The following is a 13,222-nucleotide window of genomic DNA, read 5'->3' on the forward strand; positions in this document are numbered from 1 at the left end:
ATGAACACCCCCGAGCAGGCCTGATCGTCATATCCATGCGGCCATCCAAAGAACACTGTAGTCTTGATTAATGATCTTCGAATAGTTGCAGCCCACCCTGTCCGTGCGACTAACTCCTGCATCAAGTCTGTACATGATCAAGGCCTCTGAAGCGTGTTCCGACCCGGATAGACATTGGCATGGCTCGATTGGCCCTGGGCTTCGTTCCTCCGTCGCGCATACCGCCGCCGCTCGGGCATTGCGGCGATTGAACGAGGCAGGTCTTCAAGGTCGACAGGATAAGCAAGCTCGAGATGGCGTGCGATCGGCGCGAACTGCTCCGTCGTACGACCTGAGATCTGGGCATCAGCTCTGCCCTGTCCGGGGGAGCGGGCCTCTGCCATCGCAGGTGCGATTCATGCGGATGGTGGGCGAAGTCTGCTCGACCTGCAGCAAGCTGCCGTCCATCCACAAGGTTGCCAGTCCGATGGGCTCGGCCGACGGACCAGAGGGCTGCTTCGCGCAAAACGCGCCTCTCTCCGGATCAACCAGAGCCGCAGTGTCTGCCCGGACGCAAGGAAGGGAGAACCCGTCCCCAGAGATCCATGCTGCCCCAGCCACGGTGCGTTCTGGCTCGGTGATCCGGACCATCTCCCGTGCTGCTCGTCTCGTCCGGGGTAGGGAGTCCAGGATCAGCAGGGACAGCACCGCATTGCAGCTATGCTCGGCTTGGGCAGGGCCATCACTTTGGCTTGCTGGAACATGAGCTGCGAATGCCTCAAAAAGTTCAATGGCGATGATTCTTGCTCCCGAGGCAGCACATGCAAGGGCAAAAGCCGCGTCATCTCGCCAAGGCTGCGCAGCCAGATGGTCCGGCGAAGGTAAGGTAGCGAGCGATCGGCGAGCCGAGCAAAGGCATTGGCTGCTTGGTCCCAGGGTGTAGTGGGTTGGATCTGCGGTGAACCCGGACGGCTGTTGGGCCGCTCGGTGTAGCGGATCGAGATATGCTGCACGCCGCAATCGCTGTGGTGCACCAAGCCAGCTGTACGGACGCGACGGCGGTCATGCCCCGACCGGTACCAAGCAACTGTCGAGCGGATCGTCCATCGGCAGGTTGGTGGGCCATGGCACCTGGTCGAGCTGACTGTCGTTGTATCGATCGCCGGCGAGGCGGAGCGTAGCGCCCTGCGGTACTTTGCGAACCACATCGAGATGTGGGGCAGCCTACACGAGGAGGCTGGGACGCCCGCTCGATCTCGGAATGTGATCGAGTTCCCTGCTGCCTAGCCGCGCACTGCGAACGCCAACGAGCAAGGCAAGCTGGCCAGAGCCTCCGCATCCTGAGGGGGATGCCACCGGCAGCAGCGGTCTTGAAAACCGCCGGCTGGCGAGTCTGTGGGTTCGGATCCGTTCCGAGTTTGAACTCATGGGCAGCGGATTTGCAGTGCGCTGCATTACCGAAGGGCAGGGCAGCCCTGCTTACATGACGTGCGGATATTGGTCCGGAGCGTAGGCCCTATAAGGGTTTGGCAAACCGCTGCCATGCCTCCTCGCATGCGGCTGCGCGCAAGCATGCAGCAGCCTCGAGGTGGGCAGTGCATCATAAGGATGGCGATTGGATGGCTGGAACCGGCCGATGCTAGAATGCTCGGCAGCAGGATCAGACCGAGCCTTTGAAAAGACTGGTGCGCCCGGCGGGATTCGAACCCACGACCCCAGGATTAGGAATCCTGTGCTCTATCCTGCTGAGCTACGGGCGCGCTCCGCTGTCCTGTACCACTGGCGCCGGGCTTCGGCCAGTCGTCGCAGCGTCCTGAGGCTGCTGGCCGGGCTGGCGGGCGGCCTGGTGGCGCCCGCGGCGTTCGGGCAGGCGGCGCTGGTGCCGGTGCGGGCGGACGAGTGGCGGCTGGCGGATGGACGCCTCCTGCGGCTGGCCTCGATCGTGGTGCCGGATCGGCCGGACGGGCTGGCCGGCAGGGGGCTGGCCCGGGCGCGCGAGCTGGCGGAGGGGAGCGAGCTGGTGCCCTCGGTCCTGGACCGGGCCGACCGGTTCGGGCGCCTGGTCGGCAGCCTCCGGGACGGGCAGGGCCGGGACCTGCGGGCTGCCCTGCTGCGCGCGGGGCTGGCCGTGGTGCGGACGGGGGAGGAGGACGACCAAGCCCTCAAGGGCCTGCTGGCCGAGGAGGCTCAGGGTCGCCGGGCCGGGCGCGGCATCTGGGGCGAGCTGGACCGGGCCGTGGCCACGCCGGAGGATGCCGGGCGCCGGATCGGCCGGTTCGCGCTGGTCCGGGGGCGGGTGGTGGCGCACAGCCGGCGCTTCGAGGCGGACTTTCTGGACTTCGGGCCGGACTGGCGGACCGATTTCGGCGTCCGGATCCCCAAGGCGAATCTGCCCGCCTTCATCGCCGCCGGGTGCGACCCGGCTGGTCTGGTGGGGCGGGAGGTGGAGGTGCGCGGCTGGCCGTTCTTCGCCAGCGGCCCCATGTTGGAACTGCGTCATCCACTGGAACTCGAGCCGATGCCATGAAGCGGATCCTTCTCTCGCTCCTGATCAGCGCCGCGCTGGTCGGCTGCACCCAGGTCCGCAACCCTGCGACCGGGGAGCTGCAGTACACGACCCTGTCGCAGGAGGACGAGCTGCGTCTGGGCCTGCAGGAGCACCCGAAGGTCCTGGCCGAGTTCGGCGACGCCTATGAGGGTCAACGGACCGCTGCCTACGTCCAGGAGGTCGGCCAGCGGCTGGTGGCGGTGAGCGAGCTGCCCGAGCAGCAATTCACCTTCACGCTGCTGAACAGCCCGGTGGTCAACGCCTTCGCCCTGCCGGGCGGCTATGTCTACGTGACCCGCGGGATCCTGGCGCTGGCCGCCGACGAGGCCGAGCTGGCCGGCGTGATCGCGCACGAGATCGGCCACGTCACCGGCCGGCACACGGCGCAGCGGCACACCCAGTCGACGGTCGCGCAGGGCACGGGCATGCTTGGCGTACTGATGGGCGGGCTGTTCGGCGGGGAGGCCGGAGCGAGGGCGGCCGCACAGCTCGCCCAGGCTGCAGCCCCGGCCTGGGTGATGAGCTATTCGCGCGAGCAGGAGTTCGAGGCCGACGAACTGGGCATCCGCTACCTGACCCGGGCAGGCTACGACCCGCGGGCCATGGCCAGCTTCCTCGGCCGACTGCAAGGGCAGGCCCAGCTGGAGGCGGCACGCACCGGCCGCAGCGCGGACCCGGAGCAGACCATCTATGCGAGCCACCCACGCACGCTCGATCGGGTGGCCCGGGCAGCCCAGGCCGCGGCGGAGCGGGCCGACGGGCCGATCCGGCGCAACCGCGACGCCTATCTCCTGGCGGTGGACGGGATGCGCTACGGCGACGATCCGGCCGAGGGCCTGGTGCTGGGCCGCAGCTTCGTCCATCCCGGCCTGGGCTTCCGCTTCGATGCACCACCGGGCTTCACCCTCGCCAACTCGCCCACGCAGGTGATCGGCCGCTCCGCGGACGGCGCGGTCATGGTGTTCGACGGTGCCCAGCGGTCCACGCCGGACGTGGCCAGCTATCTGCAGCGGGAATGGCCGGGGCAGGGGGCGACCCGGGCGGTGTGGCCTGGCCAGATCGATGGCCATGCGGCCGCCACCGGCCTGGCGGTCGGCCGGGTCGGCAATCAGGTGCGCCAGGTGCTGGTCGGCGCCATCGATGCCGCGGATGCCAAAGTGTGGCGCTTCCAGTTCGTGGCGCCGCAGCTCGACCAGCGCAGCGTCGGCACCTACCAGGCGGCGATCGAATCCTTCCGCTTCCTCTCGCCCGCCGAGGCGGCGCGCTATCCCGGTCAGATGATCCGCGTCCACGAGGTGCGCCCGGGCGAGCGACTGGAGACGCTGATGGGTACGAGCGACGCCGACCTCCTGGCCGAGGCCCGGCTGATCAACGGCCTGCCGCTGGACGGCGGCCAGCCCGAGCCGGGGCAGCGGGTCAAGCTGATCGTTCCGGCCACCGGCGGCACGCCCGTGGCCGAGGCCGGACCGGAGGCCGAAGGATCAGTTGATCAGCTTGGCGTCGAACCCGTCGGGCCCGGAGCATAGGAGAGTCGGCTTGCCGCGCAGGATGCAGCGCAGCCAGACCTTGCCGCCCCACAGATGGCGCAGGTGCCCCAGCGTCTTCTCGGCATGGGTCACCTCCAGGTCGCGCCCCTCGTGCTCGTGGACGAGGTAGAGGCCGCGCGCCCCGCCATAATCGGCGTCGTGGATCTTGATGGTCGGCATCGAGGCGGTGCCGGTCTGGCGGATCAGCTTGGCCTTGATGTCCTCCCAGCCCTCCTCGGCCACCTCGTCGACCACGTAGTGCTCGCCGCGCTGGGCATAGGAGAACATGTCGATCTCGCGCATGGTCTCGGCATCGAGGAAGCGGCGCAGGAACGAGCTGTCCCGGTCGCTCTCGCGGACCTCGAACATCTTCCTCCGCCCTTCGGGCGTATCGGCGCCGCCGAACTTCTCCTCGATCCGGTGCCAGAGCACGAAGCCCAGATGGTAGGGGTTGATCGAGCAGGGGTGCGGGCAGACCACCTGGTTGTGGCGGACCAGGAACTCCAGGTGGATGTCCTGGGGCAGATCGAGAGAATTCATGATCTTGTGGTGCCAGAAGCTGGCCCACCCTTCGTTCATGATCTTGGTTTCGATCTGCGGGATGAAGTAGCGCGCCTCGTCGTCCACGATCGTCAGGATGTCGCGCTGCCAGTCGGCCAGGTCGCGGCGGTAGTCGCGGATGAACAGGAGCAGGTCCTCGTCCGGCTCCAGCGGCACGCGCGACAGGTCCGGGGGTCGCACCTCGGCCCGGCGCGACAGGAGCGGGAACGGGTCCTCGGGCGGGTTGGCCGCCTCGATCGCGCGGCGCACCTGGTCGGCTTGGCTCAGCCGCGGCACGGACGGGTTCTTCGAGCGCGAGAAGGACAGGGCGTGGCAGGAATCGAGCCACTCCTCGACCGCGAGCGCACCGATCGACGGGTCCTCCTGGTAGCGCCGGACCCGGTCGGCACGGGCCTTGAACATCGCCACCGTCTCGCCTGCCCGGGTGCCGGCCGCGAAGTTGAAATTCTTCTTGAAGAAGTCGTTATGGCCGTAGACGTGGGCGATGGTCAGGATCTGCAGGCAGAGCGAATTGTCCCGCATCAGGTAGGCGAGGCAGGGGTCGGAGTTGATGACCATCTCGTAGGGCAGGCCGGACACGCCATGGTCGTACATGGTCTTGGTCTTCTCGAACGACTTGCCGAACGACCAGTGCGGATAGTGCGAGGGCATGCCGTGATAGGCCATGTAGCCCAGCATTGCGGTCTGGTCGCAGACCTCGAACTCCTGCGGGTAGCAGTCCAGCCCGAACTCCTGGACCTTCTCCTGGATCCTGTCGTCCCAGCGGGCCAGCTCGTCGAGCGTCCAGTTGGTCATGCGGTCGCTCCATCAGGCGGGGAGGCAGCGCCCTGGACCGAAGCGATCACCTCGGCGCCATGGGCGAACACATATTGCCGCGAACTCCACTCGACGGGGGGTGAACCGTCGGTGGTGACGATGAACGGGTCCTCGCCGAAGCTCAGCCACTGGCCGTACAGGCTGTCCGCGGTTTTGCAACTGGCCGCGATTGCCTTCAGGTCCGACTGGAGGATCCGGATGCAGCAGGCCAGCGCCTCGTCCGCGGTGGCGAACACGCCCGCCTCGCAGCGGGCGTCCTCGTCCATGTAGTGGTAGAGGTCGTCGACGATCACGCAGTAGGCCATGGGCGCGGTCCTTCAGCCGGCGTCCGCCCGTTCCTTGGACAGGACTTGGCGGAAGGACGGGTAGACGTCCTCCCTGCGCTCGATCAGCACGCTGTGGAAGTTCTTGGCATCCACGGCGCGGAACCGCTCCAGCATCGAGCTCTCGTAATAGTGCGAGCCCAGCGGCTTGATCTCGCCATAGCCGAACAGGTTGCAGATCTCGCAGAGCTGCCTGGCCGCGGCGATGGTCGCCTCGTTGTCGCTGTCGAAATTGTCGCCGTCCGAGCAGTGGAAGGCGTAGATGTTCCACAGCTCCGGGTGGAAGCGTTCCTCGATGATCTCCAGCGCCTTCTTGTAGCCGGAGCTGATCATCGTGCCGCCGCTCTCGCCCTTGTGGAAGAAATCCTCCTCGCTGACCTCCTTGGCCTCGGTGTGGTGGCCGATGAACACCAGCTCCACGTTCTGGTAGCGGGTCAGCACGAACTGGTAGAGCAGGAAGAAGAACGAGCGCGCCAGGTACTTCTTCATCCGGTCCATCGAGCCGGACGTGTCCATGATGCAGATGACCACCGCGTTGCTTTCCTCGCGGACGTCGGTGATCACGCGCTTGTAGGTCAGGTCCTCGCGCCGGTAGGGGAACCGTTCCTCCGGGCTTTCCGGCTCGTTGAGCAGGTTGCTGCGCAGCTCGGCCGTGTCGGTCTCCGCAGCGATCATCCGCCGGATGCGGGCCTTGGCGGTGCGCTTGCGGTCCAGATGCACGCGCGGCCCGCGCTTGCGGTAGCCGCGCCGCTTGAAGGTCGAATCCGACATGACCTCGCGCAGGATCTTGCGCTCCATGTCGGGCAGTTCGAGGTCCTCGAACATGATCTCGATCAGCTCGTCGATGCTGATCTCGGTCTCGTAATAGTCGACGCCGGGATCCGATCCGGCGCGGCCCTGGCCGGGCTGGGGCTCGCCGTCGCCCGCCTGGCCCACGACCTGGCCGGGTTTGGTGTCACCGTTGCCGGTGCCCACCCCGCCCTCGTTGTCGCCATAGACGAACCGGTATTCCTTGATGCCGCGGATCGGCACCTTGACGATCTTGTCGCCATCCCGGCCGATGATGCTCTCCTCGGCGATGATGTCGGCGATATTCTCGCGCAGGGAGCGGCGCAGCTTCTCGCGATGGCGCTGACGGTCGCCGGCGCTGCGGTCGGATCGCAGCGCGTCGCTTTCCTCATAAGGACGGAAGACAGTCGTCAAGGAAGCTCCCCTGCGTCTGGATTACCGGAAAACGCGCCCCCTCAATCCTTCCAGAGATGGTTGGCAGCATACTTCAAGATGGTGTCGATGCTCTCCTCGCTATAGCCCTGCGCGATGAGATTCGTGACCATGCTGTCATATTTCTGCCGCTGCTCCTCGTCCCGGGTCCGGGCCTTGGTCACGATCCGGCTGATCTCGCGGACCGAGTTCATCAGCTTCTTCTCGATCGCCTCCTTGAGCGGCTCGTACGAGGTGTAGGCGACCTTCTCGCCGCGCCGCGTGGCCGACCAGAGATAGGCGATCACCTCCTGGCGGAACCCGTCGGCGGCCGGGCCGATCACCGCGATCTGCTCCTCGATGGACTTCAGGAAGCCCTCGTCAGGCTGCATCTCGTCGCGGGTCTGCTTGTCCTTGACCTTGGTCTTGGTGACATAGGCCTCGGCGTGGTCGAGATAGTTCTGGAACAGGGTCTCGGCCTGGTCCTTGAAGCTGTAGACGAACGCCTTGGTGATGTCCTTCTCGAGCAGGTCGAGATAGGCCTTGTGCAGCGTGTCCTGCAGGAACTCCAGATACTGCTTCTTGGTGTTGTCCGGGAGCTCGGTCTCCTTGACCATCCCGATCAGCGACTCGCGCACGTTGATCGGGTGGATCACGCCGTCGTTCTTGGTGAGCGCCGTGTCGATCGCCTTCATGATGAAGCGCGTCGAGATGCCGAACATGCCCTCGCGCTTGGCGTCTTCCATCAGCTCGTGCGAGGTGACCTTCTTCGGCCGGCCCTTCTCCAGGACCTCCTCGCCGTTATAGATCTTGAGCTTGGTAAGCGGATCGCACTTGGAGGTCGGCTCAAGCCTGGAGAGGATCGCGAACATCGAGGTGATCTCGAGCGTATGCGGCGCGATCTTGGCGTTGAACTGCGATTTGTTCAGGAATTTCTCGTAGATCTTGGTCTCTTCGGAGAGCCGCAGATTGTAGGGCACCTTGACCACCACCATGCGGTCGAGGATCGCCTCGTTGGTGTGGTCGGCCTTGAAGCGCTGCCACTCGGCCTCGTTGGAGTGCGCCACGATCACCGTGTCGACATGGATGGTGCCGTGCCGGCCGGGTGCCGGGACGAACTTCTCCTGGGTGGCGGTGATCATGGTGTGGAGATATTCGGGGTCGTTCTTGAAGACCTCGATGAACTCCACCATGCCGCGATTGCCGACGTTGAAGGCGCCGTTCAGCTCGAGCACGCGCGGGTCGCCCTCAGAATAGCGGTCGAGCTTGGAGATGTCCTCCGAGCCGATCAGCACCGAGGTGTCCTGGTTGTTCGGGTCGACCGGCGGCACCACGCCGATGCCGCGCCGGGCCCGCTTGGAGAAGCGCACCGTCCGGATCGGCACATCCTCGTACTTGCCTTCCCAGGTTTCCTTCAGCTTCCAGCGACAGACCGGGCAGAGGTCACCCTCGATCCGCACCCCCAGCATGTCCTCGAAGGCGGAGCGCAGGTGGCGCGGGATCAGGTGCAGCGGGTCCTCGAAGGTCGGGCAGCCATCGATCACGTAGACCGGCGGCAGCTCCTCCAGCCCGCGCTGCAGCCGCGCCACCAGCGAGCTCTTGCCCGAACCCACCGGGCCCAGGAAATAGAGCACCTGGCGGCTTTCCTCGCCGCCCATCGCCGCGGAATGGAAATAGCGCACGATCTTGTCGAGCGTGCGCTCCATCCCGAAGAACTCGTCCTCGAAGAAGCCGTACGCGTTGACGGGCTGGTCGCCGAACAGGCGCTTGATCCTGGGGTCGGCCTCGGCATCCAGATGGTGCACGCCCTTGGCCATGATCATGTCGTGGAACCGCCGATGCGCATGATGCGCCAGGCTGGGCTCGGCCTTCACCTTTTCCAGGTAGTCAAGGAACGTTCCCTGCCATTCTTCCTGCGCCCTCGCTTTGCGGTCTTCGGCGATGATGGCGGCAAAGTCGACGGTAGTGCTCACGGTCTCCGCATCCTTCGGAAGGGGGCTACGTTCAACGCACGAACCTCGAACGGCAGTCAGTCCGTCCTGTCTTCCAGCTCTACGACTCCTGAGTATATCCAATGGTTGAGAACACTAAACGAATTCGCGCCTCGCGCAAGCAGCATGGCCCGAATGCTGCGTATAGATGCAGTCAACCCACACCTGGCTGCTGCCTTCCTTCTCGGATCAGGAAAGGTAGCCCAGCCAGGGCGGACCCGCCAAGATCGGAATCGCCCGATAAAGTGACATACGCCATAGTTTGCGCGCTGGACTTCTGGTGAAACCTGAAAGTTACGGCGCAGCGAAGCAAAGGCAAGCTGGCCGGGGCGGGCGCACGTGGCTCGGCGGCAGGTCTGCCCAATCGATGGTATGCAGCCCTACCCCCCGCTCAAGCGGCGGGACGCCGCAGGCCGGTCGTTTCCTCCGGCACGCGATCGAACTGTGGCCTGAATGACCGGCCGGGCGACCGCGGCGGCCCCCGTGCGCGGGTGGCGCCCTTGCCATGGCTCTCGCCCGGGGGCTATCCCGGCGCGGGCCCAGGGAGGAGACAAGCATGCAGGGTGGCAACCGGATCAAGCGGCGGCTCGCCGAGGGCGAGCAGCTCTACGGTGCCTGGGTATCGACCGGCTCGACCGCCAACACCGAGCTCCTGGCCGCGGCCGGCTACGACTTCCTGGTGATCGACCAGGAGCATGGCGCAGCCTCCATCGAGACCGCGATCGAGCTGATGCGCGCCTGCATCGTGGGCGGTGCGGACCCGATCGTCCGGGTGCCGTGGAACGATCAGGTCTATCTGAAGCGGATCCTGGATGCCGGCGCCACCTCGGTGATGATCCCGATGGTGGAGAACGAGGCGGAGGCGAAGGCCGCCGTGGCCGCCTGCCTCTACCCGCCTTACGGCCGCCGCGGCTACGCCGCCCCGGCGCTGCGCTGCTCCGGCTACGGGCGCGACACGGACTACCGCGCCAAGTGGCATGAGAACCTGTTCCTGATCGCCCAGATCGAGAGTGCCGGGGCCGCCGAGCGCGCGGAAAGCATCGCCCGGGTCGACGGGGTCGACATGGTGCTGATCGGGGTCAACGACATGGCCGGCACGATCGGCAAGCTCGAGCAGCTCGCCGACCCGGAGGTCCGGGCCCTGGTCGAGCTGGCCGAAGGCAACCTGAAGAAGGTGGGCAAGCCCTACGGGACGGTGCCGAGTGCGGCGCGCACCCCTGAGCAACTGTTCGCGGAAGGCTATGCCCTCGTGGCGGGTGCCGGCGACGTGCCGCTCCTGGCTGCCGCGGCGCGCGCCGACCTCGCCCGGGTGCGCGGCGGCGCCGGTCTGCCCGGGCGGCCGGCCGGCCCCTACGGCTGAGCCCCGATGAGGCGGGCGGGAGGTGCCGGGCCGTGCCTGGCCCTGCTCGCCTGCCTCCTGCTGCCGGGACAGGTGGCGGCGGCCGGGCATAGCGACGCGATCGGCGCCTGCCAGCAACTGCTCCCGGTCTTCGTCACGAACCCGGCCTCGATCACGGTCGCCACCGACGACGAAGGCGAGGACCGCCCGTTCGGGGTGCGGATCGCCTGGACCGGCGGCAGGGCCGGGCCAGGCTGGATCCGCTGCTGGTTCCTGCCGCGATCGGCCAGCGGCGGTGCCTGGCAGTTCACCCAGGTGGAAAGCTCCCGGTTCGGCCGTCTCAGCCGCTACGACGTGCAGCAGGCACTCAAGATGCTGCGCCTCAAGCAGCGCGAGGCCCGGGTGGTGCTGGAGAAGGTGCCGGCCACCCCGACCGTCCGGCTGCTCTATCTCCTCCAGCAGGTGCTGAACGCGCTCACACTCGCCTGTGTCTATGCGCTGGTGGCGGTGGCCTTCACCCTGATCGCCGCTGCGGCCCGCACCATCATGTTCGGCTTCGGCCCGCTGGTGGCGCTGGGCGGCTGGCTGTTCCTGATCGTCCATGTCGGCCTGCAGCTCCGGCTGGGCCTGCCGGCAGGCGTGGTGGTGGCGCTGGCCCTGCCGGTCGTGGCGTTGATCGCGGGGCAGGGCGCCCGGCTCGCCGACCGCCTGGTCTTCCGCCCGATCCGCGACCGGAACGGCAGCGGGGCGCTCATCGCCTCCATCGGCCTGATGATCGCAGGCAACGAGGCGGTGCGACTGGCCGTCGGCAACCGGCCGCGGCAGATGTCGGTGGTGGCGGATGCCCGGATCGTGCTGATCGAGGGCCATGGCTTCGACGTCTCGGTGACGTCCGGCCATCTCCTTGTGGCGGCCGGGACCTGCCTGGTTGCGCTGTGGCTGGCTTGGCTGATCGGCCGGACCGAGTATGGCCGCTCCTTGCGCGCGGTGAGCCAGGATCTCGCTGCGGCGCGCCTGGTCGGTGTGGACGTCGACCGGGTGGTGGGGCGGACCTTTCTCCTGGGCGGTGCGCTGGGCGGCATCGGCGGCCTGGCGCTCGTCGCGGAGTATGGGGTCGCCGACCACCTCATGGGTGGTGCCATCACCTTCAAGGCGCTCACCGCCGCCCTGCTCGGCGGGCTGGGCTCGGTGCCCGGCGCCTTTGCCGGCGGCTTCATCATCGCGGTCGTCGAGACCGCCGCTGCCGGCTATGGCAGCGCTGCGTGGCGCGACGTCTACGTGATGGCCGTGCTGGTGGCGCTGCTGGTCTTCCGGCCGCAAGGCCTGCTGGGCACCCCGCGGCAGCCGTCACCTGAAGAGCAGCTTCACTCTGGTTAAAGTTAAAGCGGTGACAGGCCGGGCACCCTCGTCTAGCGTCCGCGCGACAATCCGGGCTTTGCCGAAGGGCCGGGCTCCAACAAAGGGGGATGATGATGATCCGTCGTGGCGCGTTGGCCGTTCTGGCCACCACCATGCTGACGCTTGGAACGCTGGGCGCAGCCGAGGCTGCCTATCCCGAGCGGCCGATCACGATGATCGTGCCATGGGGTGCCGGCGGCGGCACCGATGCGACGGCCCGTATCGTGGCCTCCGAGCTCGAGAAGGAACTGGGCGTTCCGGTCAACGTCGTGAACCGCACCGGCGGCAGCGGCGTGGTCGGGCACAGCGCCATCGCGACCGCGCAGCCGGACGGCTACACGATCGGGATCATCACTTCCGAGATCGGCATCATGCACTGGCAGGGCCTGACCGAGCTGAGCGGCGAGGATTACACGCCGCTGGCCCTGATGAACGACGACCCGCCGGCGCTCAACGTCCCGGCCGATGCCAAGTGGAACACGGTCGGCGAGCTGCTGGAGGACATCAGGAACTCCGAGCCCGGCACGTTCAAGGCGAGCGGCACGGGCCAGGGCGGCATCTGGCACGTGGGCCTGGGCGGCCTGCTGAAGGCAGCCGGCATCCCCGCCGACAAGGTCCAGTGGATCCCCAGCCAGGGTGCCGCGGCCGGCCTGCAGGACATGCTCTCGGGCGGTGTCGACTTCGCACCCTGCTCGATCCCCGAGGCCAAGGCGCTGATCGACGCCGGCCGGGTGAAGAGCCTGGCGGTCATGGCGGACGAGCGCAACCCGGCCTTCCCGGATGTCCCGACCGTCAAGGAAGCGGAAGGCATCGACTTCAGCGTCGGCTCCTGGCGCGGCTTCGCCGGTCCGTTGAACATGGACCAGGAGGCGGTCGACAAGCTGGTGCCCGCCATGAAGAAGATCTACGATTCCGCCGCCTACCAGGATTTCATGAGCGGCCGGGGCTTCGGTACGGTCTACCTGCCGCCAGAAGAGTTCAAGGCGTTCATGGCCGAGCGTGACGAGATGTTCGGCGGCATCATGAAGGACATCGGCCTCGCCAAGGCCGAGTAAAGGGCAGCTTTCTACATGCGCGTTGCCGACTGGGTGTTCGGCCTCATCCTCCTGATCGGAGCGGGGCTGATCTTTCAGCAGGCGGCGGGATTTGCCGACATGCCGGGCCAGGACTATGGCCCGGCATTTGTCCCGTCGCTGATCGCCACCGGGTTCACGATCTGTGGCCTGGTCCTCATTTTCACCGGCATCCGGGCGCGGGCACCTGCGTTCGGGCTCGATCCGGCGGCGCGCGCGCCCGGCAGGATCTTCGACGCGCTCCTGACCCTCGGCAGCGTCGTGTTCCTGATGCTGGTCTGGGACGTGCTGGGTTTCCTGATCTCCTCCACCATCGTCCTGACCGTACTGTCCGCCCGCTACTGGGGTGGCAAGATCCCGCAGGCCCTCCTGGTCGGCGTCATCGGCTCGGTGGTGATCGACTGGCTGTTCCGGAAGCTGCTCCTGGTCCCCCTGCCGCTGGGGCCGCTGTCCAGGTGGATGTGGTAG

General features: G+C 67.0%; 10 protein-coding genes and 1 tRNA gene. 6 read left to right on the forward strand and 5 right to left on the reverse strand.

The annotated features are described in order from the left end of the window. Window positions 1–1,662: 1,662 nt before the first annotated feature. Window positions 1,663–1,739: transfer RNA gene (locus tag HLA95_RS18165), tRNA-Arg, on the reverse strand. Here HLA95_RS18165 and HLA95_RS29190 point away from each other — a divergent pair. Both HLA95_RS29190 and HLA95_RS18175 read left to right on the forward strand, forming a co-directional pair. Then, window positions 1,712–2,506 (forward strand): thermonuclease family protein, encoded by a 795-nt coding sequence (locus HLA95_RS29190; RefSeq protein ID WP_222184082.1) that lies wholly within the window; start codon window positions 1,712–1,714, stop codon window positions 2,504–2,506. The genes HLA95_RS18165 and HLA95_RS29190 overlap by 28 nt on opposite strands. Beyond that, entirely contained in the window at window positions 2,503–4,053 is a 1,551-nt protein-coding gene (locus tag HLA95_RS18175; protein ID WP_191059718.1) for a M48 family metalloprotease, read from the forward strand. Before HLA95_RS29190 ends, HLA95_RS18175 begins: the two co-directional genes overlap by 4 nt. On the opposite strand, the gene HLA95_RS18180 is transcribed toward HLA95_RS18175, so the two are convergent. From HLA95_RS18180 to HLA95_RS18195, 4 genes are read right to left on the reverse strand one after another with little or no spacing between them, the layout of a single operon-like run. Continuing rightward, window positions 4,009–5,409, reverse strand: coding sequence for a SpoVR family protein (locus HLA95_RS18180; RefSeq protein ID WP_191059717.1), 1,401 nt, complete (start codon window positions 5,407–5,409; stop codon window positions 4,009–4,011). The genes HLA95_RS18175 and HLA95_RS18180 overlap by 45 nt on opposite strands. Then, complete coding sequence (locus tag HLA95_RS18185; protein ID WP_191059716.1) at window positions 5,406–5,735, reverse strand: hypothetical protein; 330 nt, start codon at window positions 5,733–5,735, stop codon at window positions 5,406–5,408. The genes HLA95_RS18180 and HLA95_RS18185 overlap by 4 nt, the downstream gene beginning before the upstream one ends. A gap of 12 nt (window positions 5,736–5,747) precedes the next feature. After that, entirely contained in the window at window positions 5,748–6,956 is a 1,209-nt protein-coding gene (locus HLA95_RS18190) for a YeaH/YhbH family protein (RefSeq protein WP_191059715.1), read from the reverse strand. A gap of 41 nt (window positions 6,957–6,997) precedes the next feature. Continuing rightward, window positions 6,998–8,926: a serine protein kinase gene (locus tag HLA95_RS18195; protein WP_191059714.1), complete on the reverse strand. Its 1,929-nt coding sequence runs from the start codon at window positions 8,924–8,926 to the stop codon at window positions 6,998–7,000. A gap of 574 nt (window positions 8,927–9,500) precedes the next feature. On the opposite strand from HLA95_RS18195, the gene HLA95_RS18200 reads away from it, so the two are divergent. The 4 genes from HLA95_RS18200 to HLA95_RS18215 all read left to right on the forward strand — a co-directional run bounded on the left by HLA95_RS18200 (window position 9,501) and on the right by HLA95_RS18215 (window position 13,222). Beyond that, window positions 9,501–10,304, forward strand: coding sequence for an HpcH/HpaI aldolase family protein (locus tag HLA95_RS18200; protein WP_222184083.1), 804 nt, complete (start codon window positions 9,501–9,503; stop codon window positions 10,302–10,304). Window positions 10,305–10,310: 6 nt separating this feature from the next. Next, window positions 10,311–11,660: a branched-chain amino acid ABC transporter permease gene (locus HLA95_RS18205; RefSeq protein ID WP_191059680.1), complete on the forward strand. Its 1,350-nt coding sequence runs from the start codon at window positions 10,311–10,313 to the stop codon at window positions 11,658–11,660. Between the two features lie 89 nt (window positions 11,661–11,749). Beyond that, window positions 11,750–12,736, forward strand: a complete 987-nt coding sequence (locus HLA95_RS18210) for a Bug family tripartite tricarboxylate transporter substrate binding protein (RefSeq protein ID WP_370467503.1) — start codon at window positions 11,750–11,752, stop codon at window positions 12,734–12,736. Window positions 12,737–12,751: 15 nt separating this feature from the next. Further along, entirely contained in the window at window positions 12,752–13,222 is a 471-nt protein-coding gene (locus tag HLA95_RS18215; RefSeq protein ID WP_191059682.1) for a tripartite tricarboxylate transporter TctB family protein, read from the forward strand.

Origin of the sequence: Geminicoccus harenae, from assembly GCF_019800005.1 — a bacterium.
Classification (GTDB): domain Bacteria; phylum Pseudomonadota; class Alphaproteobacteria; order Geminicoccales; family Geminicoccaceae; genus Geminicoccus; species Geminicoccus harenae.